Origin of the sequence: Lacinutrix venerupis, from assembly GCF_001971745.1 — a bacterium.
Lineage (GTDB): Bacteria > Bacteroidota > Bacteroidia > Flavobacteriales > Flavobacteriaceae > Lacinutrix > Lacinutrix venerupis.
This window is the reverse complement of sequence record NZ_CP019352.1, coordinates 235,948-262,695: the sequence shown is the minus strand read 5'-3', so window position 1 is coordinate 262,695 and position 26,748 is coordinate 235,948. Positions and strand designations below refer to the sequence as shown.

At 30.5% G+C, this 26,748-nt stretch carries 25 protein-coding genes and 1 tRNA gene; 9 read left to right on the top strand and 17 right to left on the bottom strand.

Features of this window, described 5'->3' with window-relative positions; translation table 11 throughout:
- Positions 1–40: 40 nt before the first annotated feature.
- A complete protein-coding gene (locus tag BWR22_RS01185) occupies positions 41–961 on the top strand; it encodes an ABC transporter ATP-binding protein (RefSeq protein WP_076731619.1) in 921 nt (306 codons plus the stop codon).
- Here the strand turns inward: BWR22_RS01185 and BWR22_RS01180 are convergent.
- The 10 genes from BWR22_RS01180 to pdxA form a co-directional block, all read right to left on the bottom strand.
- Positions 945–1,394 carry a 3-oxoacyl-ACP synthase gene (locus BWR22_RS01180; protein ID WP_076731618.1) on the bottom strand — a complete coding sequence of 150 codons (450 nt, stop codon included), beginning with the start codon at positions 1,392–1,394 and terminating at the stop codon, positions 945–947. The two genes, BWR22_RS01185 and BWR22_RS01180, sit on opposite strands and share 17 nt — an antisense overlap.
- Complete coding sequence (mtgA, locus tag BWR22_RS01175) at positions 1,394–2,074, bottom strand: monofunctional biosynthetic peptidoglycan transglycosylase (protein WP_076731617.1); 681 nt, start codon at positions 2,072–2,074, stop codon at positions 1,394–1,396. The genes BWR22_RS01180 and mtgA overlap by 1 nt, the downstream gene beginning before the upstream one ends.
- A gap of 3 nt (positions 2,075–2,077) precedes the next feature.
- A complete protein-coding gene (locus BWR22_RS01170; protein WP_076731616.1) occupies positions 2,078–3,193 on the bottom strand; it encodes an NAD(P)/FAD-dependent oxidoreductase in 1,116 nt (371 codons plus the stop codon).
- 92 nt (positions 3,194–3,285) lie between these two features.
- The gene (locus BWR22_RS14450) at positions 3,286–6,048 is read right to left on the bottom strand and encodes a zinc-dependent metalloprotease (protein WP_076731615.1); all 2,763 of its coding nucleotides are present in this window, start codon (positions 6,046–6,048) and stop codon (positions 3,286–3,288) included.
- 261 nt (positions 6,049–6,309) lie between these two features.
- The gene (accC, locus tag BWR22_RS01160; RefSeq protein WP_076731614.1) at positions 6,310–7,662 is read right to left on the bottom strand and encodes an acetyl-CoA carboxylase biotin carboxylase subunit; all 1,353 of its coding nucleotides are present in this window, start codon (positions 7,660–7,662) and stop codon (positions 6,310–6,312) included.
- A 92-nt stretch (positions 7,663–7,754) separates the two neighbouring features.
- Positions 7,755–8,234, bottom strand: a complete 480-nt coding sequence (gene accB / locus BWR22_RS01155) for an acetyl-CoA carboxylase biotin carboxyl carrier protein (RefSeq protein WP_076731613.1) — start codon at positions 8,232–8,234, stop codon at positions 7,755–7,757.
- 33 nt (positions 8,235–8,267) lie between these two features.
- Positions 8,268–9,263 (bottom strand): beta-ketoacyl-ACP synthase III, encoded by a 996-nt coding sequence (locus BWR22_RS01150; RefSeq protein ID WP_076731612.1) that lies wholly within the window; start codon positions 9,261–9,263, stop codon positions 8,268–8,270.
- 177 nt (positions 9,264–9,440) lie between these two features.
- Complete coding sequence (gene rpmF, locus BWR22_RS01145) at positions 9,441–9,644, bottom strand: 50S ribosomal protein L32 (RefSeq protein ID WP_013869593.1); 204 nt, start codon at positions 9,642–9,644, stop codon at positions 9,441–9,443.
- Between the two features lie 9 nt (positions 9,645–9,653).
- Positions 9,654–10,193 carry a YceD family protein gene (locus tag BWR22_RS01140; protein WP_076731611.1) on the bottom strand — a complete coding sequence of 180 codons (540 nt, stop codon included), beginning with the start codon at positions 10,191–10,193 and terminating at the stop codon, positions 9,654–9,656.
- Between the two features lie 72 nt (positions 10,194–10,265).
- Positions 10,266–11,345, bottom strand: coding sequence for a 4-hydroxythreonine-4-phosphate dehydrogenase PdxA (gene pdxA, locus BWR22_RS01135; RefSeq protein ID WP_076731610.1), 1,080 nt, complete (start codon positions 11,343–11,345; stop codon positions 10,266–10,268).
- 66 nt (positions 11,346–11,411) lie between these two features.
- On the opposite strand from pdxA, the gene BWR22_RS01130 reads away from it, so the two are divergent.
- A complete protein-coding gene (locus tag BWR22_RS01130; RefSeq protein WP_076731609.1) occupies positions 11,412–12,002 on the top strand; it encodes a riboflavin synthase in 591 nt (196 codons plus the stop codon).
- Position 12,003: 1 nt separating this feature from the next.
- On the opposite strand, the gene BWR22_RS01125 is transcribed toward BWR22_RS01130, so the two are convergent.
- The 4 genes from BWR22_RS01125 to mce all read right to left on the bottom strand — a co-directional run bounded on the left by BWR22_RS01125 (position 12,004) and on the right by mce (position 14,450).
- Positions 12,004–12,210, bottom strand: coding sequence for a hypothetical protein (locus BWR22_RS01125; RefSeq protein WP_076731608.1), 207 nt, complete (start codon positions 12,208–12,210; stop codon positions 12,004–12,006).
- Positions 12,211–12,409: 199 nt separating this feature from the next.
- A complete protein-coding gene (locus BWR22_RS01120) occupies positions 12,410–13,789 on the bottom strand; it encodes a sugar porter family MFS transporter (RefSeq protein ID WP_076731607.1) in 1,380 nt (459 codons plus the stop codon).
- A 123-nt stretch (positions 13,790–13,912) separates the two neighbouring features.
- Positions 13,913–13,986: transfer RNA gene (locus BWR22_RS01115), tRNA-Ile, on the bottom strand.
- Positions 13,987–14,048: 62 nt separating this feature from the next.
- Positions 14,049–14,450, bottom strand: coding sequence for a methylmalonyl-CoA epimerase (mce, locus tag BWR22_RS01110; RefSeq protein WP_076731606.1), 402 nt, complete (start codon positions 14,448–14,450; stop codon positions 14,049–14,051).
- Positions 14,451–14,585: 135 nt separating this feature from the next.
- Between mce and rbfA the strand changes: the two genes are divergently transcribed.
- The gene (gene rbfA, locus BWR22_RS01105) at positions 14,586–14,987 is read left to right on the top strand and encodes a 30S ribosome-binding factor RbfA (protein ID WP_076731605.1); all 402 of its coding nucleotides are present in this window, start codon (positions 14,586–14,588) and stop codon (positions 14,985–14,987) included.
- Between the two features lie 7 nt (positions 14,988–14,994).
- Positions 14,995–16,209, top strand: coding sequence for an ABC transporter permease (locus BWR22_RS01100; RefSeq protein ID WP_076731604.1), 1,215 nt, complete (start codon positions 14,995–14,997; stop codon positions 16,207–16,209).
- Positions 16,210–16,350: 141 nt separating this feature from the next.
- Here BWR22_RS01100 and dusB read toward each other — a convergent pair whose 3' ends face one another.
- On the bottom strand, positions 16,351–17,346 hold the full coding sequence (dusB, locus tag BWR22_RS01095) for a tRNA dihydrouridine synthase DusB (RefSeq protein WP_076731603.1): 996 nt from the start codon (positions 17,344–17,346) through the stop codon (positions 16,351–16,353).
- A 122-nt stretch (positions 17,347–17,468) separates the two neighbouring features.
- Between dusB and BWR22_RS01090 the strand changes: the two genes are divergently transcribed.
- Genes BWR22_RS01090 through BWR22_RS01080 form a run of 3 tightly spaced genes read left to right on the top strand, consistent with a single transcriptional unit; the run spans position 17,469 to position 19,808 of the window.
- Positions 17,469–18,212, top strand: coding sequence for a prolipoprotein diacylglyceryl transferase family protein (locus tag BWR22_RS01090; RefSeq protein ID WP_076731602.1), 744 nt, complete (start codon positions 17,469–17,471; stop codon positions 18,210–18,212).
- On the top strand, positions 18,202–19,593 hold the full coding sequence (locus tag BWR22_RS01085) for a radical SAM protein (RefSeq protein ID WP_076731601.1): 1,392 nt from the start codon (positions 18,202–18,204) through the stop codon (positions 19,591–19,593). The genes BWR22_RS01090 and BWR22_RS01085 overlap by 11 nt, the downstream gene beginning before the upstream one ends.
- Positions 19,594–19,595: 2 nt before the next feature.
- Positions 19,596–19,808, top strand: coding sequence for a hypothetical protein (locus BWR22_RS01080; protein ID WP_076731600.1), 213 nt, complete (start codon positions 19,596–19,598; stop codon positions 19,806–19,808).
- Between the two features lie 41 nt (positions 19,809–19,849).
- On the opposite strand, the gene BWR22_RS01075 is transcribed toward BWR22_RS01080, so the two are convergent.
- Positions 19,850–21,082 (bottom strand): M28 family peptidase, encoded by a 1,233-nt coding sequence (locus BWR22_RS01075; protein WP_076731599.1) that lies wholly within the window; start codon positions 21,080–21,082, stop codon positions 19,850–19,852.
- A gap of 59 nt (positions 21,083–21,141) precedes the next feature.
- Here BWR22_RS01075 and BWR22_RS01070 point away from each other — a divergent pair, with 59 nt between their 5' ends.
- Positions 21,142–22,254 (top strand): TolB family protein, encoded by a 1,113-nt coding sequence (locus BWR22_RS01070; RefSeq protein WP_076731598.1) that lies wholly within the window; start codon positions 21,142–21,144, stop codon positions 22,252–22,254.
- Positions 22,255–22,330: 76 nt separating this feature from the next.
- On the opposite strand, the gene BWR22_RS01065 is transcribed toward BWR22_RS01070, so the two are convergent.
- Positions 22,331–24,733, bottom strand: coding sequence for a TonB-dependent receptor domain-containing protein (locus BWR22_RS01065; RefSeq protein WP_076731597.1), 2,403 nt, complete (start codon positions 24,731–24,733; stop codon positions 22,331–22,333).
- A gap of 162 nt (positions 24,734–24,895) precedes the next feature.
- On the opposite strand from BWR22_RS01065, the gene lepA reads away from it, so the two are divergent.
- Positions 24,896–26,692 carry a translation elongation factor 4 gene (gene lepA, locus BWR22_RS01060; RefSeq protein WP_076731596.1) on the top strand — a complete coding sequence of 599 codons (1,797 nt, stop codon included), beginning with the start codon at positions 24,896–24,898 and terminating at the stop codon, positions 26,690–26,692.
- The last annotated feature ends 56 nt before the right edge of the window (positions 26,693–26,748 follow it).

The following is a 26,748-nucleotide window of genomic DNA, read 5'->3' as shown; positions in this document are numbered from 1 at the left end:
AATCTTTATAGACTTTAAGGTCTAATTATATTTATACAATATGTTAAAAGTAAATAACCTATCATTTAATTATAATAAATCTCCAATATTAAAAGCACTTTCTTTTAATGTAAAACCAGGAGAATACCTTGCTATAATTGGCGAAAGTGGTTCTGGAAAAAGCACACTTTTAAAAGTACTTCGTGGTGAATACGACTTAAATAACGGAACTGTATTCTGGAAAAAAGAACAAATTCTTGGTCCAAAACATAATTTAGTAATTGGTTATGATTTTATGAAATATGTTGCTCAAGAATTTGAGTTAGAACCTTTTATTTCGGTTGCAGAAAATATAGGACAACATCTTTCAAACTTTTACAAAGAAGAAAAAAAAGAACGCATTGCAGAACTTCTACAAGTTGTAGAGCTTACTGCTGTAGCAACAACTAAGGTAAAGCTATTAAGTGGTGGACAAAAACAACGTGTTGCATTAGCACGAGCCTTAGCAAAAGCTCCAGAAATTTTATTATTAGATGAGCCTTTTAGCCATATAGATAATTTTAAAAAACAATCGCTAAGGCGCAGTATTTTTAAATATTTAAAGGATAAAAATATTACCTGTATTGTTGCCACCCATGACAAAGAAGATGTTTTAGGTTTTGCAGATAACATGCTTGTTTTAAACAATAACAAAATTGAAGCTTACAACACTCCTAAACAATTATATAAAGACCCAAAGACTGCTTTAGTTGCTTCTTTTTTTGGAGAATTTAATATTATAAATAATGATATTTTTTATGCTCATCAATTAAAAATAGTAGATAGTTCCAACTTAAAAGCAATTGTAAAAAACAATTATTTTAAAGGACATTATTATTTAATTGAAGCAAATTTAAATGGAGAAAATGTGTTTTTAAAAAACAGTAAAAACCTAGAAAAAGGTGCTATTATTTATTTACAGAAAATTAAAAAACCTCACTAATAACAAATTTAGTATCTCTAAAAACTACTGTATCGCCAACTGTTTTAGAAACTAATAAAAGACCTATTGGTGTATTAGGTGAGATTGCATAAAATTTAATATTATCAACCTCTAATTCACCAGCACTAATACTAATAAAGTAATTTGCTTTATTAGTATAAACTACACTTCCCGGTTTTATTATTTTAGACTGATTAGTAATATCAATTTTAGATAAATTTGTTTTAATTTTTATAATTTCTGCAAGTTGATTTCCGGCTTTTTCTCTCTCTAATTGTAACATTGCTCTGCCTGTTTCATGCTTATCTCCTGCACTGCTTTTTGTTTCGGAAAGTAGAGATTCTTGTATTTCATTCATTGTAGCTTTAACTGTTAACAAACGATTATCTATGGCATTTAAACACAAGTTATATAACTTTTCTTTTACTGTCATTATTTAGTTTTTAAGTTTAAAGTACCATAAAATTGCATTTGCTTTACAATCCATTGTTTTCTTTGTTGAATAAAAGAAGAAGCTGGGTTTGCTTTATATTTTCTAGGGTTGGGTAATATAGAAGCTATTGCAGCTGCTTCATAACTTGTTAATTTAATTGCAGGTTTATTAAACCAAAATTGTGACGCTGCTTCAATTCCATAAACATTATCTCCCATTTCTATACTATTTAAATAGACTTCTAGAATACGCTCTTTAGTCCAAATTTTTTCAATTAAAAATGTAAAATAAGTTTCTAAACCTTTTCTAAACCAACTTCTTTTTGGCCACAAAAACACATTTTTTGCCGTTTGTTGGCTTATGGTACTTCCTCCTTTTATACGTTTTCCTTTCTTATTATGCTCGTAAGCTTTTTCAATAGCTTCAATATCAAATCCATTATGTGAAACAAATTTTTGATCTTCACTACAAATAACTGCTAATTGTATGTTCTTAGACATTTCTTCAATGGGAATCCAATTATGTTTCCATAGTTTTTTTTCTGATGGGTTTTCAAAATAGCGAATTACCATTAATGGTGTTACAGGAACAGGTGCAAATTTAAAAACCACAACTAATCCTATTGAAAGTAAAACACTCCAAAAAAATAATTTAACTAAAAATCTAAACAGTTTCTTCATAAATTATTTTAAAAAATCTGCTAATTGTTTACCAATATTACTTCCAATAGCAACTCCCATTCCTCCTAATCTAACTCCACAAAACACATTATTACTCAATTGCTTTATAATTGGCTTTTTTTGGCTTCCTACACCCATAATACCACTCCAGCGATGTTCTATTTCAAAAGCTGTATTTGGTAAAATAGTAGATTTAAGCAACTCTTCTAACTTATTTTGAATAATATTAGTTAAAGCCATTGTAGTAGTTTCTTCGGTTTTAAAATCTAGATGCCTACCACCACCTAAGAGTATTCTATTATTTATGTTTCTAAAATAGTAATAGCCTTCTTCTAAATGAAAAGTACCTTTTATTTGTAAATTTTTAATTGGTTTTGTAATTAATACTTGTGCTCTTGCTGGCTTTACTTTTTCTTTAATTAACTGTGAAGCAAAACCGTTAGTTGCAATTAAAAGTTTAGATGTAGTAAATTCAAACTGATTAGTTTTAACTTTAACCGATTCTCCTATATCTATAAAAGATTCAACAACCGTATTGTTTAGTATTTTAACTCCTTTACTTAATACCAATTGTGTTAATGATAACATCATTTTACCGGTATCTATTTGGCCTTCAAATTGGTTAAAAACAATCTTTGGTTTAATGTTTTTAAATTGAAAGTTATTTGGTTTTATGCTAAAAACATCTGCTTTAAATAATGGTTTTAAAAATTTATTAATGCTTTCTTTTTTAGATAAGCAGTCTTCAAATAATACATTATTTTTTTTTGAAAACAATTCGTAGCCGCCCAATGGTTTATAATCTATTACCTTGTCTCCTAAAGTTTCTCTTAGTTGTTTTAAGCCATCTTGTCTCTGTTTTACTATATCTAAAACCTCTTCGTTAGAATGTTGCTTTAAATCGGCTAGTATTTCGCTTAAACTACCAAAACATGCAAATCCTGCATTTTTTGTACTTGCTCCTTGTGGTAAAACACCTTTTTCAAGAATTAAAATATTGGCTTTTGGAAACCTCTCTTTTAATTGCAAAGCACAGTTTAAGCCCACAATACCACTTCCTACTATTGTATAATCTACATTGCTTAGCCATGTTTTTATTTCCCAAAAAGACATCTCCATAAAACGAAAATAGCTTAAATATTTAAACTATTATAAAATAAAAAAACTCCGAAATTGCTTTCGGAGTTTTTAATTTATTTAAAAGTAGAAAATTATTCTACAATAATCTTTTTAGTTATTGTTCTATCTCCGTCTTTTACATTTAATAAATACATTCCAGATTGAACATCTCCTAAGTTAATAGCTTCATTAAATGCTCCTGAAGTTGTGTAAGATTTATTATAAACCGAACGACCTCTAACATCAAATATAGAAATAGCTATATCATTAGATACTGAGTTAAATTTAATATTAAACTCTCCGTTGTTTGGGTTTGGAAAAACTGAGAATGAATTTTCTAAATCAAAATCTGTTGTTCCTAAAATTGGAATATTACCTGTTTCGCAAATGGTTAAAGTTAAACTATTCCAAGTAGCTCTATTTCCATCTACTATAATATCTCCAATATTAAAAATCCAGTCACCTAAAGAATTTTCTCCGTCTGCAAAACTTAAAGGTTCTAGAGGTTGAAGAGAAAGGTTAGTATTTGTACTTGTACATGCATTTGGAATACCTTCGTCATCGTAAGTTATTAATGCATCTGGTAATCCAGCACATCCATTATTAGTACCAGATTGTAAGAAATGTAAATTTGTTTGATCTCCAAAAGGGCCTCTTATAGCCATTGCTAATTCAGCATTATTTGTAGTAGTAACATCTACGCTTATATTTAAATCTGAAATAGTTTTAGAGTCGTTTACTGTTAAAATAAATCCTCCAAAGGTTGCATCGTTTTCTTCTAAAAGCGTATTTGCTGCAAAAAAGTAATCTTGGCAAACATCTCCTGGTCCGTAAGTATAATTACCTACTGCAAAATATTCATCATTAACATTAAAGAATATATTGTTAGAAGCCTTAACCATAATTCTACAATATGGTGCACTAATATTACTAGGTACAGTAATATTATAAGATCCTGTATTTGGTACATTAGTAGCTAAAACTACATCAAAATCTTCTGCATCTTGAGTTTGAGATGTAGATAATAAAATATCTACGCTTGATTCGTTTATACCATTTCCTGTAGTTCCTGCAACATCCCAAGTAATAGTTTCTGTACTTCCTGGCGTCCATACTATTTGATCTGTATCTTGCGAAGTAACTATAAATGGTCCAGCAACTGCATTTACATTAACTGTCATTTCATCTACAGCAGTCTGTCCTCCAGTAGCATCGTTATCTCTAACTGTTAATCTAAAATTTTGAGATCTTGCTACAGAAGCAAGTTTTTCCCAAGTTGTAGAAACACCTCCGTTAGCTACAACACTTGCTAATTGAGGTATAACTCTTGTAGGACTTGATGTTCCTTCAAACGATCTTACCATTGGTCCTGTAAAGTTAGTTTCTTCTGGTAATCCTGCTGGTCCTAAATCGTACTGTTCCCATGTGTAAGTATGCGTAGCTGTTCCGTCAGCATCTGTTGATGATCCAGTTAACATATATGGTGTAGATTTTGGAATAGTATAATTAGATCCTGCATTTGATGTTGGAGCACTGTTTCCTGTTGGAGTTGTAGTTGCACATTGACTGTTTCCAGAAAATACATTATCCCAAATCATTTGTAAACTTTTTTGGTGGAAATAAGCATCACTATTACTTTGAACGTTTTGTGGTGCACAAATACCTGCATATGCCATAATTGTAGTACCACTTCCTGGCTCGTAAGCGTTAGTAGCTTCTCTATTACTTCCAGCACAATTACCTGTGTTTCCATTAAATGTATGTGGTGCTCCAAATTGGTGTCCTAATTCATGAGCAACAAAATCTACATCGTAAGCATCGCCAACTGGTGCTGGTAAACCTGTGATACCTCTTGCTTTGTTTCCTGTACAAGGAGAATTTAACTGTGCTAAACCTCCACCACCTGTACTAAAGGTGTGACCAATATCATAATTTGCAGTACCTATAGCACCATCGATTACTGTTTGACTTTGGTTTATTAATGTTCCTGCATTATCATTGTTAAAATTATCTGAATTGATAAATACAATTGTATCATTATTTGCAACAAGCGTCATTGTTATAGATAAATCTCTTTCATAAATTTGATTGTTTCTATTTATTGTAACAACAATCGCTGCCATAACTGCAACTTTTTTTGAAGCTTCAGTATCTCCAGCTGCAAGTCCTGCAGCCATCCAGTGAAAAGAAGAATATTCAATAGTTGTAGCTATAGCTAATCTGAAATTTCTTAATAAACCGTCATTAGCATTCATTTGTGCTGCACTATTAGAAGCTCTATTTTCATAAATTTCTTCTCCTTCAATTACTCCACATTCCCATGGCTCATTAAGCATAGGTAAATCTTTTTTAGAGTATACTATATAGTCATTATTGTTTTTTGAATATGGATCAATAAATTGAGTTCCATTATTGTTAGACATAGACATTGTGTGTAGTCCTTGAGGAGTAATACTAAATCGAATTACAGTTCCTGGAGTATTAACACTTTCTCCTATATATGTTCTTAATTGTGGATATTTGTTTTGAAGTGCTTCTTCCATTACTGGTGCTTCCTTCACTCTATAAGATTCAAACGTTCCTTCTGCTGTTGGAAAATCTACTATAACATTAGACGTTCCAGCAAAATTATTTCTATTTGGAGCGTTCTGTAATTGTTGCTTTAAAGCGTTAATATCTAACTGATAAAATTCTGCTTTATTTGGTTCTGTTTTTCTATAAACTAATTCGTTATTAGATGCTTTGCTGTAAGACGTTTTAGTCCAAAAAGATTTCCCATTTTGGGAAAATGCTGGTAGTGTTAATAGTACTGAAAGTACTAAAGTAAAAAACCAGTTAAAGTAAAGTTTTTTCATGATTATTTTTTATTTTAATAAATGTGCTTAAATATATGCTGATAATGAAGAATGGGCAACTATTTGAAGTTAAAATTTATGAATATGCTACTAAAAGCAGTATATAATTATAATTTTAAGATATTTCCTTTCTTTTAAGGATATAATTTTTTTAGTCAATTAAAAAATAGTGTAAACTACTAAATAAAAAAAAATAATTTTTAGCAATAAGTATTTTTAAAACTAAAACAGCGACTTAAATATTTAAGTCGCTGTTTTTTTTTAATCTTCAATTGGTTTTTGCATTACAAAATCTTCCATAAATTTTGTAGTATAATTCCCTGATAGATAATCTGGATGATCCATTAATTGTCTATGGAATGGTATTGTTGTTTTAATGCCTTCTATTACAAATTCATCTAAGGCACGTTTCATTTTATTTATAGCTTCTTCTCTTGTTTGCGCAGTTGTAATTAACTTAGCAATCATAGAATCGTAATTTGGCGGGATAGAATATCCTGCATATACGTGAGTATCTAAACGAACGCCGTGTCCTCCTGGTGCATGTAAAGTTGTAATTTTACCTGGTGAAGGTCTAAAATCGTTATATGGATCTTCAGCATTAATTCTACATTCTATAGAGTGTAGTTGTGGTAAATAATGTTTTCCAGAAATTGGAACTCCAGCAGCAACAAGGATTTGTTCACGTATTAAATCGAAATCAATTACTTGCTCTGTAATTGGATGTTCTACTTGAATACGTGTATTCATTTCCATAAAATAGAAGTTACGGTGTTTATCTACCAAAAATTCTACTGTTCCTGCTCCTTCATATTTAATGTATTCTGCTGCTTTTACGGCTGCTTCACCCATTTTTTTACGTAAAGCTTTGGTCATGAATGGAGAAGGAACTTCTTCTGTAAGTTTTTGATGACGACGTTGTACAGAACAGTCTCTTTCTGATAAATGACATGCTTTACCATTAGAATCTCCTACAATTTGAATTTCGATATGGCGAGGCTCTTCAATAAGCTTTTCCATATACATATCATCATTTCCAAAAGCTGCTTTAGATTCTTGTCTTGCAGATTCCCATGCTTCTTGCAGATCTTCTTCTTTCCAAACGGCACGCATACCTTTTCCACCACCACCGGCAGAAGCTTTTAGCATAACTGGATAACCTGTTTCTTTAGCTACTTTTTTACAATCTTCAAAATTCTCTATTACTCCTTCACTCCCTGGTACACATGGTACTCCTGCAGCAATCATTGTTGATTTTGCATTTGCCTTGTCTCCCATTCTATCAATCATTTCTGGAGAGGCTCCAATAAATTTGATGTCGTGTTCGGTACAAATTTTAGAAAATTTAGCATTTTCTGATAAAAATCCATAACCTGGGTGTATAGCATCTGCATTAGTAATTTCTGCAGCTGCTATTATGTTAGACATTTTTAAATATGATTCGCTACTTGGTGCTGGACCAATACAAACAGCTTCATCTGCAAATTTTACATGAAGACTATCTGCATCTGCAGTAGAGTATACTGCTACTGTTTTAATGCCCATTTCTTTACAGGTTCTAATAACACGTAGTGCTATTTCTCCTCTATTGGCAATTAATATTTTTTTAAACATAATTCTTTTGAGTTTATAAGTTTATAGGTTTACTTGTTTATTGCTCTAATTAGTAATGTAAGAGCTTTAAAATTTAAACTTTAAACTTCAGATTATGATGGGTCTACCAAAAATAATGGTTGATCGAACTCTACTGGAGAAGAGTCGTCCACTAAAACTTTAACTATTTTTCCTGAAACTTCAGATTCTATTTCATTAAATAATTTCATAGCTTCAATTATACATAGTACATCTCCTACTGCAATAGATTGTCCTACCTCAACAAATAATGGTTTATCTGGAGATGGTTTTCTATAAAATGTTCCAATAATTGGAGATTTTACAGTTATATATTTAGAATTATCGTCTGCTGCTGGTGCTGCTGGAGCCTCAGTTGCTACTGGCGCTGGCGCTGATGGAGCAGCTTGCATTGGCATTTGTGGCATTTGTGCCATTGGCATTTGCTGTACAATTGTTGTTTCTTCAGATCCTGTTTTTATTGTAATCTTAACGTCTTCTGTTTCTAATTTAACCTCACTTGCACCAGATTTTGCTACAAATTTAATTAAGTTTTGAATGTCCTTTAAATCCATAATATAAGAGTTATTAAGTGTTTTTGTTAGTTTTTAAGAATTATAGGCCCACTTTAAATATATTGAGCCCCAAGTAAAGCCGCCTCCAAAGGCAGCAAAAATAATATTATCTCCTTTTTTTAGTTGCGATTCGTAGTCGTTTAATAATAATGGTAATGTGGCAGAAGTAGTATTTCCATACTTATCTATATTCATCATTACTTTTTCACTATCTAATTCTATACGATTTGCTGTTGCATCTATAATACGCTTGTTTGCTTGATGTGCTGCTAACCAAGCTATATCGTCTTTATTTAAGTTATTTCTTTCTAGAATTTTAACTGCTACATCTGCCATATTAAATACAGCGTTTTTAAATACTGTTTTCCCGTCTTGAAAAACAAAATTTTCTTTTCTTTCTAAAGTTTCTGCTGTAACAGGATAAGAAGAACCACTTGATTTTACTTGAAGAAACTCTCTTCCAGCACCATTACTTCTCAAGTATTCGTCTTGCAATCCTAATCCTTCTTCATTTGGCTGAAATAAAACGGCTCCTGCTCCATCTCCAAAAATGATGCATGTTGCTCTGTCTTCATAGTTTATCATTGAAGAGTTTTTGTCTGCTCCAATAAGTAATACATTTTTATAACGTCCTGATTCTATATACTTGGCTGCTGTAGACATCCCGAATAAAAAGCTTGAACATGCTGCTTCCAAATCGTAAGAAAAAGCGTTTACGGCTCCTATTTCGGTTGCTGTATAGGCTGCTGTTGATGCTGCTTGCATGTCTGGAGTAGCTGTTGCTACAATTACCAATTCTATGTCTTCAGGATTAACGTTAGATTTTTCAAGAAGGTTTTGCGCGGCTTTTATAGCCATATAGGAAGTTCCTTTACCTTCTCCTTTTAAGATACGACGCTCCTTGATACCTGTTCTTGAGGTTATCCATTCGTCGTTGGTATCGACCATAGATTCTAAAATCTTATTGGTTAATACGTATTCTGGCACATAAGCGCCTACAGCTGTAATTGCCGCAGAGATTTTACTCATATTTTTAAGTTAATTTGACCAAAAAATGACTAAAAACACCAAATTTTGGCGTAATTTTAATCAAAATAGGAAATTTTGGTTAATTAAGTGCAAATTAAGTTGTTTTTAACTTAAAGAAAAATATATCATAAAAAAAACGCTCACGAGGGAGCGTTTTCTGTATGCACGCATAATAAATTATGCGATATTTTCTTCTGCTACTGCATTGTCAATTAAAACTTGACCTCTATAGTAAAGTTTACCTTCAAACCAATGTGCTCTATGGTATAAATGCGGCTCACCTGTTGTTGGGCAAGTTGCAACCTGTGGCGCAGTTGCTTTATAATGTGTTCTTCTCTTATCTCTTCTTGTTTTCGAGATTTTTCTTTTTGGATGTGCCATTTTATTTTTTTATTTATCCGTTAATAGTTTCTTTAATGTATTCCACCGAGGATCTATTTCCTCTTGGTCTTCTTTTATATCCTTTTCTTTAGGACTTAATTCTTCTAATTTTTTAAGTATGTCTGAATCTAATGTTCCATCTTCAACTCCTGGATGAACTCTTTTTGTTGGCATTGCTAATACAATTAATTCGTATACATATTGTTGTATATTAATTTCGTATTCTCCATGAGGAATGATTAATATATCTATATTTTCATCATTATATTCCTCTCCAAACTTAACAACTAAATCAAACTCATTATTTAATGGTTGATTATAAGGTTCGTTTGTTACATCACAATTTATATTAACTGTACCAGATACTTCAAAATGTAGTTCTAAAAGTGTTGTTTTCTTTTCTAATTCAACATCTACTTTTAAATTACTACTATTAAAGTCATCATACTCAAAATACTCAAAGAACTTATTGTCAATTTCGTAATCAAAATGATGTTTTCCTACTTTTAGTCCTACAAATGGTATTGTAAACTCTTTCAATGGCTTCATTATCACATCTCTTTTGAGCCTGCAAATATACAAATATTTATTTATTGAACAGACTTATTAACAATTTTTTGTTTACTTCTTTTTAGATTCGTATTTTCTCTCGTCAAATCTCTTTCTTTTACTAATAGCAAGCGGATTTTTATTTAGCTCTATAAATTCATTTCTATTATTAAAAATACTTACAGCTGTAAATATTGCTTCTTTAAAAGAACTTGTATCTGCTTCACCTTTTCCTGCTATTTCATAGGCTGTTCCATGATCTGGAGAGGTTCTTACTTTATTTAATCCTGCTGTAAAATTTACTCCTTGCCCAAAAGATAAGGTTTTAAATGGTATTAGACCTTGATCGTGATAAGAGGCTATTATTGCATCGAAATTTTTATAATTATCGCTACCAAAAAAACTATCTGCTGCATATGGTCCAAAAACTAGCTTGCCGCTTTCTTTAATTTTTTGCAATGTTGGACGCATTACAACATCATCTTCGTTTCCTATAACTCCATTATCACCATTGTGAGGATTAATTCCTAAAACAGCAATTCTTGGTTTATTTATTCTAAAATCTTTTTTTAACGAGTTATATACTGTCTCTATTTTTTTTGTAATTAATTCTGAAGATATATGACTAGACACATCTTTTACAGGCACATGGTCTGTTAATAAACCAACTCTTAACGTGTTTGTTACCATAAACATTAAACTATCTCCTTCTAATTCTTTTGCCAAATAATCTGTATGGCCAGGAAATTTAAAAGTTTCAGATTGTATATTGCTTTTATTAATTGGTGCTGTAACTAATACATCTATAGTACCTTCCTTTAAAGATTGGGTTGCTGCTTCTAAAGACTTTATTGCATATTCACCTATTTTTACATCTTGTTTACCAAAATTAATATGTACGTTCTCTTTCCAGCAATTAACAATATTTACCTTTCCATGTATAATTTCTTTTACATTGTTAATTCCATTTAAATTTATATTTAATTTAAAATGGTTTTTAACAAAAGACATTGTTTTGGTAGAGGCAAAAATAACTGGAGTAAAAAAATCCAACATTCTATTGTCTTCAAATATTTTTAATACAATTTCAGAACCTATACCGTTTAAATCTCCTATAGAGATACCTACTATTATTTTTTCTTCTCTCTTCATTAATAATGCTAACTATTGTTCGTAATTTTACACTCGCAAATTTAACCAAATAATATAGTAAAAAGTATGTTTACAGGAATTATTGAAACCTTAGGTTATGTTACAAATCTTAATTATGAATTAGAAAATTTAAATATTACTGTAAAAAGTAATATCTCTAAGGAACTAAAGATAGATCAAAGCGTTGCACATAATGGTGTTTGTTTAACAGTAATTGAAATTATAGACGATTGCTACACTGTTACAGCTATTAAAGAAACTCTAAACAAAACTAATATTGGAAAATTAAATATTGGCGATGTTATAAATTTAGAGCGCGCTATGAAATTGGGAGATAGACTAGATGGACATATTGTACAAGGACATGTTGACCAAACTGCAGAATGCACTAATATAAAAGAAACTAATGGGAGTTGGTTATATACTTTTAAATATGACTCTTCGCTTAATAATATTACTATAGAAAAAGGCTCTATAACCGTAAACGGTGTTAGCTTAACAGTTGTAAATTCTAAAAGAAGTGAGTTTAGTGTAGCAATAATACCATACACACATGAGCATACTAATTTTAAAAATTTTAAAATTGGCTCTACTGTAAATTTAGAATTTGATGTTATTGGAAAATACGTTTCTAGATTAAACGCATTAAATAAATAATTTAAATATGCTTTTTTCTAAGATGGTATATTTTATAAATACCAAATATTAAGCCAGCTCCTAATAATACAAGTATTCCATTATCTATTGGTAATGGTAAACCAACCGGCCCTGGACCTGATGGCGGAGGCGGAGGTGTTTGGGCTGAGCATACAAAACTTATTAATACAAATAAGGTTGAGGCAATTGTTTTTTTATCTTGTATCATAATTTCAGGCTGTAAATGTATAAAAAAAACCTTCTAAACAAAATTTTTGACTACATATTCGATTAAAAAATATCTATAAACGGTATTTATTTTCGATAAAATGCTTAAAAAAGGATAGTTTAACAGTTTAATAAAAAAGGAAAGAGAACAAAACCCAAAAGTTTTTAATTAAAAAATCTTTTGGGTTCTATTTAGTTTTTTATTTCCAAAAACCTTCAATCTCTTCAAGAGATTTGCCTTTTGTTTCTGGTATAAATTTGTAGGTTACAAATACAATAATTAATATAAAAGCAATAAATATAAAGTACGGTAACGAACCATTCCAAGGAGCACTATTATTAGTTTCACTTCCCATTACTACAGGAAAAGATTGTGATACTATATAGTTTGCTGCCCATTGTGCAGCAACAGCTACAGACATAGCTACGCTTCGTATTTTATTTGGAAACATTTCTGATAGTAAAACCCAAACTACAGGACCCATAGATAGTGCAAATGAAGCGATAAACATAAGTACACCAATTAATGAAACCATACCAACATTTTCTTGTTGTAAACTAACTCCTAAGAGTAAAAATCCAACTATCATTCCTATAGAACCTATATAAAGTAAAGGTTTTCTACCAAATTTATCTACTGTAAACATCGCTACAAATGTGAAAACTAAATTTACAAATGCTAATAATATTTGTTGCGCTAACACATCTTCTTTACCAAAACCTAATGCTTTTTCAAAAATATCTGCTCCATAGTATAATACAGCATTAATACCTGTAAACTGTTGAAGCATTGAAAGTACTGTACCAATTGCTATTATTACAAAAATAGCTTTAGAGAAGTAACTTACCTTAACGCCATCATTATCTTCATTTATAGATTTTTTAATAAGGTCTATTTCTTTTAAAGCATCTTTTTCATCTTCATTTATTTTTTTTAAAACAACCAATGCTTCATCATCATTTCCTTTTAAAGCCAGCCACCTTGGACTTTTTGGTACAAAGAATAATAAAATTAAAAACATTAAACTTGGCACTAACTCTGACCAAAACATTTGGCGCCACCCAAAAGCTATATTCTCTTCTATTGTTAAATCTTTTCCTATGTAGTATGTTGCAAGAAATACAACAAAAAAACCAATTACGATTGCTAACTGGTAATAAGTAACCATTCGTCCTCTAATATTTGACGGTGCAATTTCTGCAATGTACATTGGCGCATTCATTGATGCTACACCAATACCTAAGCCTCCTATTATTCTAAAAAATACTAACATGCTTACAGACTGAGGGAATATTTCTGGTAAGCCAGAACCATAAGCAGATAGAGAGAAAAATATAGCTGAAATTATTAACGACCATTTTCTTCCAATTTTTATACTTAATGGACCGGCTATAATAGCGCCAATAAAACAACCTAAAAGAGCACTACCAACAACCCATCCTTTTAGAGCATCACTTAAATTAAAGTATTCTGTTAAATAAAACTGTGCTCCATTAATTACACCTGTGTCGTATCCAAATAGTAAACCTCCTAAGGCAGAGACGGCAGCTATTAGCAGTAAAAAAACTCCTTTTTTCATTTTAAAAATATATTTAGTTAGTATTTAAGCTCTAAATATAAGGTATTATCTGTTTAAAAAAAGAATACAGTTTTAAAAACAAAAAAGCCTTTCAATCTCTTGAAAGGCTTTACAATTTTTAAGTGGTCCCACTTGGGCTCGAACCAAGGACCACCTGATTATGAGTCAGGTGCTCTAACCAACTGAGCTATGGGACCAAAATTGGTCTGCAAATCTAATATTATTTTTAAAAGACCACAAGAATTTATTTCTTTATTTCTTATTTTATTTCTTGACAGAGCTCAATAAGCACTCCATTAGACGATTTAGGGTGTAAAAAAGCAACTAATTTATTATCTGCTCCTTTTTTTGGTTTTTCATTTAAAACAATGAAACCTTCAGACTTAAGTCTTTCAATTTCAGCAACAATATCATCAACATCAAAAGCGATATGGTGGATTCCTTCTCCTTTTTTTTCTATAAATTTAGCAATTGGACTGTCATCTTTAGTTGCTTCTAACAATTCAATTTTATTTTCTCCTACTTGAAAAAAAGATGTATTTACACCTTCAGATTTTACTTCTTCAATTTTATAATGTGGTTTTCCAAAGAGTTTATTAAATAATTCGTTTGAATTTTTTAAACTTTTTACGGCAATACCTATATGTTCTATTTTATTCATATTTAATTTTTTAAAGATATAATGTAATTTATACTTAAAAAGGTACAAATTTTGCTTTCAAAAATACTATAATATTTAAAAAGCGTATTTTTGCATTTCAAAGCAATTTAATAAAGCTTTGAATTAATACAACAGATGAAAACAGAAGAAAGTCAAAGACAAAAAAAAATAGGATCGGTTTTACAACGTGATCTAGTAGATATTTTACAAACGGCAGCTACTCAAGGCGGTATGCGTGGTGTTATAATATCGGTATCAAAAGTTTCGGTAACTGTAGATTTATCTGTAGCAAAAGTATATTTAAGTATTTTTCCTAATGATAAAGCAAAGGAATTGGTTGAAGGTATAAAATCTAACCAACCTTTTATTCGTCATGAATTAGCTCAACGTACAAAAAACCAATTACGTAGAATGCCACAACTTTACTTTTTTGTGGATGACTCTTTGGAGCATATTGATAAAATTGAACAGTCTTTAAAAGGAATTGATAATCCTTTAAAAGATCCTGATCTTCTAGGAAAACGTAAAAAATCTTAAAATTCTTTTGAGCTTTTCTCTTTATATAGCAAAACGTTATTTACGCTCTAAAAGCACTAATAATGCTATAAATTTTATAACATATATTGCTATTGCCGGTATTATAATAGGTTCTGCATCTTTATTTGTAGTGTTATCTGGTTTTGCTGGCCTTAGAGATTTTACTCTTGAATTTACAACAGTAATTGATCCAGATTTAAAAGCCGAAGCTACCATTGGCAAATCTTTTGTTTTAGATTCTATTCAAGAAAAACAGCTTCAAGACATTCAAGGTATAGCAAGTTTCTCTAAAGTTATAGAAGAACGAGTTATCTCTTCTTTTGATGATAAAAAACAACCTTTAATTATTAAAGGTGTTGATGCAAATTATAATAAAGTTTATGTTTTAGATTCTATTTTATGGAAAGGCAGCTGGTTAACAGATAAAACAAATCAAGTTGTAGTAGGTTATGGTGTTTCTAATAGTTTAAATATAGGTTTATTAGATTATGGAAAACGTATTACTTTATTAGTACCTAAACCAGGAAAAGGACAAATTACCTCGTTAAACCAGGCTTTTAATCAAATAGAAACTGTAAATGTTGGTGTTTTTACTGTAAACGAACAATTAGACGATTCTTATATTTTTTCAAGTTTAGAAGCTGCACAACAATTGCTTAGTTTTAATAAAAATCAAATTACAAACATTGAATTTAGGTTAAAAAAAGGAGCAAACGAAGACAGTATAAAAACCCAAATTCAATCTGTTTTAGGAGATAATATTACATTAAAAAATACTGCGCAGTTAAACGATGCGTTAAACAAAATGTTAAATACCGAAAATCTTCTAGTGTATTTATTATTGACGTTAGTCTCTATTATTTTAATATTTAATGTTATTGGCTCAATAATAATGATGATTTTAGATAAGAAAAAAACACTAACTACACTTTATAGTATAGGAGCAACACTAAAGGATATTAGAAGAATATTTTTTATACAAGGTGCAGCAATGACAATTATTGGATCTTTAATAGGTTTATTTCTTGGCTATTTAGTTTCATTAAACCAAGTATATGGTCCAGAGTATTTAAAAGTTTACATTACACAAACCTTACCGTATCCTCTTTCTATAAAATTAGAAAATATGCTTATTGTTTTTGTTACTATTACTGTCTTAGGTTTAATAGCATCAAAAATAGCTTCTACTAGAATTTCTAAAAATATGGTTAAAACAGGATAGTATTTTAAGAGACTCGCCTAATTATTAAACTCATTAAAATATTTCTCTACTAACTTAAAAAGGAAAATAAACACACCATTTAATCCTTTTTGCAGCGCACATATTTTTTTAGTTTTAATTAAAAAGAATAATTAGAAGTCATTATTCTGTAAATTGAAAATCGCCAAATTTTTCTAAAACCTCATCAAAAGCAGCAAACACATCTTTTGAGTCGTCACTTGTTACCATTTTCATACGATATTCTTTAAAATGTGGAATTCCCTTAAAATAGTTTGTGTAATGCCTTCTGGTTTCAAAAACACCAAGTACTTCACCTTTCCAATCTATAGACATTTGTAAATGCCTTCTGGCTGCTTCTACGCGTTCTTGCATAGTAATTGGTCTATAATGCTCTCCTGTTTCAAAAAAGTGTTTCACTTGTTTAAAAAACCATGGATTCCCAATTGTAGCTCTACCAATCATACAACCATCTAAACCGTAATCGTCTCGCATTTCCATTGCGCGTTCTGGAGAAGTAACATCGCCATTACCAAATACAGGAATATGCATTCTTGGATTGTTTTTTACTTGAGCAATAGGTTTCCAATCGGCTTCACCTTTATACATTTGAGCTCTGGTTCTACCGTGAATTGCAATAGCTTTACAGCCTACGTCTTGTAAACGTTCGGCAACCTCAACAATTTTAATAGAATCGTGATCCCAACCTAAACGTGTTTTAACAGTAATAGGAATATTGGTACGTTTAACCATTTCGGCAGTAAGTTTCTCCATTAAACAGACATCTTTTAAAATACCTGCTCCTGCACCTTTACTTACAACCTTTTTTACTGGACAACCAAAATTAATATCTATAATATCTGGTTTAGATGCAGAAACAATATCTATAGTTTCTAGCATACTATCCATATTAGCACCAAAAATTTGAATACCAACAGGTCTTTCTTTTTCGTAAATGTCAAGCTTCATAACGCTTTTTGCAGCATTACGTATTAAACCTTCACTACTTACAAACTCGGTATAAACAACATCTGCACCTTGCTCTTTGCATAATGCTCGAAATGGTGGATCGCTTACATCTTCCATTGGTGCTAAAAGCAATGGAAAATCTGGAAGTTCTATGTTATCTATTTTTACCAAAGTGTTCAATTTTGTGGCAAAATTAATGCTTTTTCTCTAATTCTTTATAAAAGGACCTTATAGGTTTTAAAAACTATAAGCTTTGAAATAAAATTTCTAATATATTTATAAAAAAAATAATCTTGCAAATTCCATTTGAACCCGTAATTTTAGGTTACAACATAAATATACATCTTGTTTTAGAGTACTTGGCTTTTTTTATTGCTTTTCGCTATTATGTTTATTTAAGAAAACATAGTATTGATGTTATTTCTGGAAGCAACAGGTTGTCTATAATATTAGGTGCTGCAATTGGTGCTTTAATTGGTTCTCGTTTGGTTGGCTTACTTGAAAATCCATTTGTAAATTGGACTCAAGCAAATATTTTAAACCTTCTAAACACAAAAACCATAATGGGCGGATTGTTTGGCGGATTACTTGGTGTTGAATTAGCTAAAAAATACATTGGCGAAACACATTCCTCTGGAGATTTATTTGTTTTTCCTATACTATTAGGCATTTTTATTGGTCGTATTGGTTGCTTTTTATCTGGCGTAAAAGAGTTTACTTATGGTAAAGAAACCTCATCAATTTTCGGTATGAATTTAGGCGATGGTTTACTTAGGCACCCAACTTCTTTATACGAATTGTTTTTTTTAATACTCTTATTTGTTTTTTTAAAATACCTTCAAAAAAAGGCTACTTTAAAAAATGGAGACTTGTTTAAAGTTTTCATGTTAAGTTATTTTGGCTTTCGTTTTTGTATTGAGTTTTTAAAACCAAATGTGTTTTATGTATTAGGACTAAGTAGCATTCAAATTTTATGTGTAATTTGTTGGTTGTATTATTATAAATTCATCTTTCAAAAAATAAAAAATGCCCGTTAGAAAATATACGTATTACGATTTTACACTAAGCTTATGCCCAGAATGTTTACGACGCGTTGATGCCAAAATAGTTTTTGAAAATGAAAAAGTTTACATGTTAAAACGCTGTAATGAGCACGGCAATAGCAAGGTACTTATTGCAGACGATATTGAGTACTATAAAAACATAAGAAACTATAATAAACCAAGCGAAACACCATACAAGTTTAACACCAAAACACATTATGGTTGCCCTTACGATTGTGGTTTGTGTCCAGACCACGAACAGCATTCTTGCTTAACCGTTATAGAAGTTACAGACCGTTGTAATTTAACTTGCCCAACTTGCTATGCAGGTTCCTCACCTACTTATGGAAGACATAGAACTTTAGACGAAATTAAAGCTATGCTTGATACCATTGTAGCTAATGAAAAAGAACCAGACGTTGTGCAAATTTCTGGCGGAGAGCCAACAATACATCCACAGTTTTGGGAAATTATGGATTATGCAAAATCCTTACCAATAAGGCATTTAATGCTTAATACAAACGGTATAAAAATTGCAAAAGATCTCGCTTTCGCGGAAAGACTAAAAACCTACGCTCCAGATTTTGAAATTTATTTACAATTTGATTCGTTTGAAAACAGTGTACTTAGAGAACTTCGTGGTGCCGATTTAAATACTATACGTAAACAAGCGATTAAAAATTTAAACTCTGTTAACCTCTCAACAACATTAGTTGTAACACTTCAAAAAGGATTAAATGATAACGAAATTGGAAAAATTATTGATTATGCTTTAAAACAAAAATGTTGTCGTGGTGTTACACTACAACCAACACAAATTGCAGGAAGATTAGATAATTTTAATCCCGAAACAGACCGAATGACACTTACCGAGGTTAGACGAAAAATAATGGAACAAACCTCAATTTTTAATAGCGACGACCTTATTCCTGTACCATGTAATCCAGATGCTTTAGTTATGGGTTATGCGCTTAAATTAGGTGAAGAAGTTTTTCCTTTAACACGCTATATAAACCCAACAGATTTACTAGATAACAGTAAAAACACTATTATTTATGAGCAAGACGAGCAGCTACAAGATAAAATGATAGAACTCTTTAGTACAGGAAACTCTGTAGAAGTTGCCGAAGAAAATTTAAAATCTATTATGTGTTGTTTACCTAATATTGATGCGCCTAACTTAGGTTACGACAACTTATTTAGAGTTATTATTATGCAATTTATAGACGCTTATAATTTTGATGTTCGCGCTATAAAAAAATCGTGTGTACATATTGTGGATAAAGACAATAAAATAATTCCTTTTGAAACCATGAATTTATTTTATCGCGATGATAAAAAAGAACGATTAGAAGAACTTAGAAACGAGATATAATTATGAAAACATTTTTGTTGGAAGCAACCAGTGGTGGAGGTTACGAAGGTATTATAATTTTAATAATTGCCATAATGTTTGGGCCAGCTATTTTACTTGCTATTATTGGTCTTATTCTTTTAAAAAAGAGTAAAAAAGCAGCAAAAGTACTATTTATTCTTGCTGTAGTTTATGTACTTGTAAGTTTAGGAATTTGTGGAAGTATAATGGTATAAAATTCAAAATACTTTAAAAAACTAAAAAATAAAGCCACACATTAAAACGTAACTTCTGTTTCTATTAATTCTTCACCTCTTTTTACGGTTACTTTCGTAGTGTTTCCTTTTTTAAAAGTCGATAAAGCTTTCATATAACTCATCATGTCTGTAATATCGTTATCACCAATTTTAATTACAATATCTCCTTTTTTAATTCCTGCATTTGTAGCTGGAGTATTAGATCTTGTACCATCTATACGCATACCTTTACCATCGTACAAATAGTCTGGTGTAACACCTAAACCTACTTCAAATTTTGGAACCTCACTACTTTCATTTTTAGTTTCTCTAAAAGGTAATTTTCCGTTATTGTCTAGGTCTGTTATTATTTCAAAAATATAATTTGAAATGGTTTGCATACCTTCATAATTTAACTTCTCGGTATCATCACTTGGCTTATGGTAATCTTCATGCTGACCTGTAAAAAAATGAAGTACAGGGATTTCTGCGTTATAAAAAGAAGTATGATCACTTGGCCCAACACCAGACTCTTTAACTACCAATTTAAAGTTAGAATTGTTAGAAGTAATTGTTTGTTTTAAAATAGGAGACGTGCCAACACCATACACAGCTAATGTGCTATCTGCTTTTAGGCGTCCTACCATATCCATATTAATCATGTAATCTATTTTTTTAGTATCGATAGTTGGATTTTTTACAAAATAATTAGAACCTAATAATCCCATTTCCTCTCCAGAGAAAGCCATAAATAAATAATTGTTATTTATATTTTTTCCTTTTAATCTATTGGCTAAATTTAAAAGTACTGCAACTCCACTCGCATTATCATCTGCTCCATTGTGTATAGCTGTTTCTCCTCTATGTAAAGAACCTTCTGCGCCTAAACCTAAGTGGTCGTAATGTGCACCAATTATAATTGTATTCTCTGCATTGTTATCTATAAAGCCTATAACATTTGTTCCTGTTATTGTACTATCACCATCTTTTACAGTATAATTAACTTCTTGGTGTGGATCTGTTTTTGGGCGAAATGAAAATGACTGAAAATAGCCTTCTGTACCTTTCTCTTGTAATCCTATATTTTTAAATCTTTCTGCAATATAAGCAGCTGCTTTTTGTTCTCCATTACTTCCAGTTTGTCTACCTTCTAAAGCATCGGAAGCCAAAAAAGTAACATCATCTTTTATTGAAATTGTTTTAATACTTTCATCTGTTTCTGTTTTACAAGCCATTAAAGACATTAAAAAAAGTGAAGTGATTATGTATTTCATAATAAGAATATTAGTTTTGTACAAAATTAGGCATTAAATGCCATTTATTAAAGCAAAGGATGAAAACACCTATATTCTATTTATTACTTACCTCAATACTTTTTTTTTCTTGTAAAAATGAAGTGAAAAATGAAACTGAAAAAACAGAAACTGTATTAGAAAAAGCAGAATCAAACAATCCTTTAATATATCCTGAAGAAACTCATTTTAAAAGCTTGCGCCAAGTTACTTTTGGTGGCGATAATGCCGAAGCTTATTGGAGTTTTGACGATAAGCAGCTAGTTTTTCAATCTAACTATACTAAATGGAATGTTAGCTGTGACCAAATGTTTTTAATGAATGCTAACGATACTTTCGACAGTATTGCACCTCCAATGGTAAGCACAGGAAAAGGTAGAACAACTTGTTCTTATTTTATGCCAGATAACAAACATATTATTTACGCATCTACACATTTAGCAAACGAAAATTGCCCAGACACACCATTACGTAAAAATGGAAAATATATTTGGCCAGTTTACGATACTTTCGACATTTTTGTTGCTGATTTAGATGGTAATATTGTAAAACAATTAACCAATGAAAAAGGTTACGATGCTGAGCCAACAGTTTCTCCAAAAGGAGATAAAATTGTATTTACATCTACTAGAAGTGGTGATTTAGAATTATATACCATGAATATTGATGGTAGTGATGTTAAACAAATTACAGATGAATTAGGTTACGATGGAGGTGCATTTTTCTCTCCAGATGGTACCAAAATTATTTTCCGTTCTTCTAGACCAAAAACTGAAAAAGAAATTAAAGATTATAAAGATTTATTAGCTGAAGGTTTAGTAGAACCAACAGATATGGAACTTTATATTTGTAATGCAGATGGAAGCGATTTACGCCAATTAACAGATTTAGGTAATGCCAATTGGAGTCCATTTTTTCATCCAAGTGGAGAAAAAGTGTTATTTTCTTCTAACTTTGAAGCAGAGCGTGGTTTCCCTTTTAATCTATATTTAATTGATATTGATGGTAAAAACCTTGAACGTGTTACGCATAGTGAAACTTTTGATGCTTTTCCTGTATTTTCTAACGATGGTAAAAAACTAGCCTTTTCGTCTAACAGAAATAATGGAGGTGGACGTGATACAAACTTGTTTATTGCAGAGTGGAAAGATTAAATATATTCTCTTAAAACATAAAAAGGCATTAAATATTTATACTATTTAATGCCTTTTTGTTTTAAAATATACGCTTTTACTTCTCTAACCTACTACGCTCTTTAAGTTCTTTAGTACGTTCATTTGTTTTTAAAGTAGTGTTACCAAACTTATAATTAAAACCTAGCTTTACATAACGGTTATCTAAATTTGTATAGTTTCTATTATTTTGATTTCCAAATTTAGACACTACACCAAAGTCTTGACTATTAAACAAATCTGCAAAAGCTAAAGACAAAGTACCTTTATTTTTAAAAACAGATTTACTAAACGTTAAGTCTGATACTAAACGAGAATCTACTTTTTGAAATCCTTGTTGATTTTTACCAACATAAGTTAAAGTAAAATTAGCATTAAGCGATCTATCTTTTAAAAACGAGAAATTATTATTTAACATAGTATAATTACTCCATTGGTCTATTTTAATATGTTGGTTATCTATAAAAGCCTCGTCTTGTACATTATACAAAGAGGTTACAAAATAAACAGACCAATTATCTTTTATATTAAAATAGGTAATAAAATCAAATCCAAATTCTATTGTATTACCAATATTTGTTGGAGAATAAATTAATAAATTATTAATATTATCCTGTCTTGGAATTTCGTTTATTTGATTAGATATATCTTTATAATATGCTTCTACTGTGTAGCGCGAACCTATCTGCGATCCTATAATATAGTGATTTGTAAATGAAGGTAACAAATTAGGGTTACCGGTTACAACTGTATTATCATTTAAAAAGAAATTAAACGGATTTAATAATTGATAACTTGGTCTAGAAATACTGCGGTTATAATTGGTATAAAGGCTTAAATTATCTTTTAAACTATACATTAAATTTAATGTCGGGAACAATTCTAAATAATTTTGCATGTTCTCTACATTATTAGAAACAGAAAGCCCATCTATATTTGTGTTTTCAAGTCTCAAGCCTCCTCTAAAATTCAATTTTCCCCAAGTTTTATCGTAACTAGTATATGCCGCAAAAATAGACTCTTCATAATCATAAATATTAGAATTTTCTGCATTTAAAATTGTATTACCCGTAACGGTATCATTATCGAACTGTGTAATATCACTATCTGTATTTATGTTTGAAGACTTCACTCCAATAGCAAATTCCGATCCATCATTTCCTGGTAATATATAATCTATTTGAGAAGTTTTAATATTTGTAGCTTGATGGCTAACTGTATTAAAACTAGTATTAAAATTATCTACGCTGTTTGAAAAGAAATATTCGCTATTTACATTTTGATCTCTCTTATAGTTATAGTCTGTATAATGAGCATTAAATGTTAGTTTCCCATGGTTTTTAAAACGATGTACAAAGTCTAAATTAAAACCTAGGTTATGTTTATCGTCATTAGATTGGTTAAGAGAATTAAAATTATAAATTGGAGTATTTGTGTTATCAAAAATTAATGTTTGACCATGTATATTATAATCGAAAAACGGAACTATTAATCCATTTGCAGAAAAACTTAACGTGTTACTATCGTCTAGAAAATAATCGAAATTTAAATTAACATTATGTGTTTTAGAAGTTGTATTTCTATTATTATTTGTTTCCCATTTTTCATCTAAACTACCTGAATTATCAAGATAATTAACACTGTTATCATTCTCTCTATTAATTTTACTTTGTGTAAAACTGTAATTTAAATTTACGTTTATTTTATTTGTTTTATAAAACTGATTTATACCAGCATTATATCTAGGAAAAACACCTTGTGTATAATTACCATACACATTACCACGATAACCAGTAATTAAGTTTCTAGTCATAACAATATTTAAAACGGCTCCGCTTTCGGCATCATATTTTGCTGGTGGATTTGTTATAACTTCTACTTTTTTAATAGTATTTGCAGGAGAGTTTTCTAAAAGCTGAGTAATTTCGGTGGCAGAAAGGTTTACTTTTTTATCATTAATATAAACTGTTGGTACAGTATTTTTTACAGTTATAGCATTATTTAAAATTAAAACTCCTGGAGTGTTACGCAATACTTCTAATAAACTTCCTTCGCTTAAAGCCGTATTAGCAACATTAAATATTAAACGATCGGATTCTTTATTTAAAGTAGGTTTTGCAGACACAAGATTAACTTCATCTAAGGTTTCTGAATTTTCTTTTAATACAATAGATCCAAAACTCTTATTAGAAGAAAGTTTAAATTCTTTAGTAAAAGTTTCGAAACCCATAAAAGACACGCTTAAAGTATAATTATTAGCTTCTACATTTGTAAAAATAAAACTACCATCTTCAGCTGTTGTTTTACCTGTAACTAGTGCTCCAGATTCATTTAAAATTAAAATATTTGCATAAGGTATAGTTTGACTTTGCTCATCTAATAACGTTCCAGATACTGTAAATTCCTGTGCAATAATTTTAGAAGAAGAAAGGAAAAGCAGGGCGTATAAAAAATATTTCATTTGTAAAATTAAGATAGGATGCAATATAATGATTGTTTTTTTAAAATTATTACGGTAAAAACCGTAAATTTTAGGTATTTGTATTACCAATAAAAACTAGAAAAATCGCCAATTTTTGCCTTATATTTGCAAACTCTTGCTTTTATTAAGAGCACATAGATTATGAAGAATATTAGAAACTTTTGCATTATTGCACATATAGATCACGGAAAAAGTACACTTGCCGATCGTTTACTCGATGTAACAGGCTCTGTAACTGCTCGTGAACAACAAGCTCAACTTTTAGATAGTATGGACTTAGAGCGCGAACGTGGTATTACCATAAAATCGCACGCCATACAAATGGACTATGTTTTAGATGGCGAACACTACGTTTTAAATTTAATCGATACGCCAGGTCACGTAGATTTTTCTTACGAAGTTTCTAGATCTATTGCTGCTTGCGAAGGTGCTTTATTAATTGTAGATGCAGCACAAAGTATACAAGCACAAACCATTTCTAACTTATATTTAGCTTTAGAAAATGATTTAGAAATTATACCTGTACTTAATAAGGTAGATTTACCAAGTGCAAATCCAGAAGAAGTAACCGATGATATTGTAGATCTTTTAGGTTGTGACCCAGAAGAAGTTATCCATGCAAGTGGTAAAACTGGTTTTGGAGTTGAAAATATTTTAAAAGCAATTATTGAGCGTGTTCCTGCTCCAAAAGGAGATCCAGATGCACCATTACAAGCCTTAATTTTCGATTCGGTTTACAATACATTTAGAGGTATTGAAACTTATTTTAGAGTATTTAATGGCGAAATTAAAAAAGGACAAAAAATTAAATTTGTTGCCACAGATAAAGAATATTTTGCAGACGAAGTTGGTACTTTAAAACTCAACCAAGTTGCTAAACAAAGTGTAAAAACAGGAGATGTTGGTTATTTAATTACAGGTATTAAAGCTGCAAAAGAAGTTAAAGTAGGAGATACTATTACAGATTTTGCAAACCCAACAACAAATGTAATTGAAGGTTTTGAAGATGTAAAACCAATGGTTTTTGCTGGTATTTATCCTGTAGATACAGAAGATTACGAAGAGCTTAGAAACTCTATGGAAAAGCTACAGTTAAATGATGCTTCTTTAGTTTTCCAACCAGAAAGTTCTGCAGCTTTAGGTTTTGGTTTCCGTTGTGGATTTTTAGGAATGTTACACATGGAAATTATACAAGAGCGCTTAGAGCGTGAGTTTGACATGACAGTTATTACTACTGTACCAAACGTATCGTACTACGCCTATACTAATAAAGAACCAGATGTTCCTTTAATTGTAAATAACCCAAGCGATTTACCGGAAACTACTATGATTAATAGGGTTGAAGAACCTTTTATTAAAGCAACAATAATTACAAAGTCTGATTTTGTTGGTAACGTAATGAGTTTGTGTATCGAAAAACGTGGTATGATTACTAATCAAACCTACTTAACACCAGAACGTGTTGAGCTAACTTTCGATATGCCTTTAGCAGAAATTGTTTTCGATTTTTACGATAGACTTAAAACCGTTTCTAAAGGTTATGCTTCTTTCGATTATTCTCCAATTGGTATGAAAACATCAAAACTTGTACGTTTAGATGTATTATTAAATGCACAACCTGTAGATGCACTTTCTGCATTAATTCATGCAGATAATGCACATACAATTGGTAAAAAAATGACAGAAAAACTTAAAGAATTAATACCACGTCAACAATTCGATATTCCAATTCAAGCTGCTATTGGAGCAAAAATTATTGCTCGTGAAACGGTAAAAGCATTACGTAAAGATGTAACAGCAAAATGTTACGGTGGTGATATTTCACGTAAACGTAAGCTATTAGAAAAGCAGAAAAAAGGAAAAAAACGTATGCGCCAAGTTGGTAATGTAGAAATACCTCAACAAGCATTTATGGCTGTTTTAAAGTTGAATGATTAATTTGAGTTTATAGTATAAAAAAACCTTCAGTTTTCACTGAAGGTTTTTTTATTTTA

Excerpts from the sequence above, each read along its gene's own strand:
- BWR22_RS01185 (WP_076731619.1), top strand. The coding sequence starts at position 41 with ATGTTAAAAGTAAATAACCTATCATTTAATTATAATAAATCTCCAATA.
- BWR22_RS01180 (WP_076731618.1), bottom strand. The coding sequence starts at position 1,394 with ATGACAGTAAAAGAAAAGTTATATAACTTGTGTTTAAATGCCATAGAT.
- mtgA (WP_076731617.1), bottom strand. The coding sequence starts at position 2,074 with ATGAAGAAACTGTTTAGATTTTTAGTTAAATTATTTTTTTGGAGTGTT.
- BWR22_RS01170 (WP_076731616.1), bottom strand. The coding sequence starts at position 3,193 with ATGGAGATGTCTTTTTGGGAAATAAAAACATGGCTAAGCAATGTAGAT.
- BWR22_RS14450 (WP_076731615.1), bottom strand. The coding sequence starts at position 6,048 with ATGAAAAAACTTTACTTTAACTGGTTTTTTACTTTAGTACTTTCAGTA.
- accC (WP_076731614.1), bottom strand. The coding sequence starts at position 7,662 with ATGTTTAAAAAAATATTAATTGCCAATAGAGGAGAAATAGCACTACGT.
- accB (WP_076731613.1), bottom strand. The coding sequence starts at position 8,234 with ATGGATTTAAAGGACATTCAAAACTTAATTAAATTTGTAGCAAAATCT.
- BWR22_RS01150 (WP_076731612.1), bottom strand. The coding sequence starts at position 9,263 with ATGAGTAAAATCTCTGCGGCAATTACAGCTGTAGGCGCTTATGTGCCA.
- rpmF (WP_013869593.1), bottom strand. The coding sequence starts at position 9,644 with ATGGCACATCCAAAAAGAAAAATCTCGAAAACAAGAAGAGATAAGAGA.
- BWR22_RS01140 (WP_076731611.1), bottom strand. The coding sequence starts at position 10,193 with ATGAAGCCATTGAAAGAGTTTACAATACCATTTGTAGGACTAAAAGTA.
- pdxA (WP_076731610.1), bottom strand. The coding sequence starts at position 11,345 with ATGAAGAGAGAAGAAAAAATAATAGTAGGTATCTCTATAGGAGATTTA.
- BWR22_RS01130 (WP_076731609.1), top strand. The coding sequence starts at position 11,412 with ATGTTTACAGGAATTATTGAAACCTTAGGTTATGTTACAAATCTTAAT.
- BWR22_RS01125 (WP_076731608.1), bottom strand. The coding sequence starts at position 12,210 with ATGATACAAGATAAAAAAACAATTGCCTCAACCTTATTTGTATTAATA.
- BWR22_RS01120 (WP_076731607.1), bottom strand. The coding sequence starts at position 13,789 with ATGAAAAAAGGAGTTTTTTTACTGCTAATAGCTGCCGTCTCTGCCTTA.
- mce (WP_076731606.1), bottom strand. The coding sequence starts at position 14,450 with ATGAATAAAATAGAACATATAGGTATTGCCGTAAAAAGTTTAAAAAAT.
- rbfA (WP_076731605.1), top strand. The coding sequence starts at position 14,586 with ATGAAAACAGAAGAAAGTCAAAGACAAAAAAAAATAGGATCGGTTTTA.
- BWR22_RS01085 (WP_076731601.1), top strand. The coding sequence starts at position 18,202 with ATGCCCGTTAGAAAATATACGTATTACGATTTTACACTAAGCTTATGC.
- BWR22_RS01080 (WP_076731600.1), top strand. The coding sequence starts at position 19,596 with ATGAAAACATTTTTGTTGGAAGCAACCAGTGGTGGAGGTTACGAAGGT.
- BWR22_RS01075 (WP_076731599.1), bottom strand. The coding sequence starts at position 21,082 with ATGAAATACATAATCACTTCACTTTTTTTAATGTCTTTAATGGCTTGT.
- BWR22_RS01070 (WP_076731598.1), top strand. The coding sequence starts at position 21,142 with ATGAAAACACCTATATTCTATTTATTACTTACCTCAATACTTTTTTTT.
- BWR22_RS01065 (WP_076731597.1), bottom strand. The coding sequence starts at position 24,733 with ATGAAATATTTTTTATACGCCCTGCTTTTCCTTTCTTCTTCTAAAATT.
- lepA (WP_076731596.1), top strand. The coding sequence starts at position 24,896 with ATGAAGAATATTAGAAACTTTTGCATTATTGCACATATAGATCACGGA.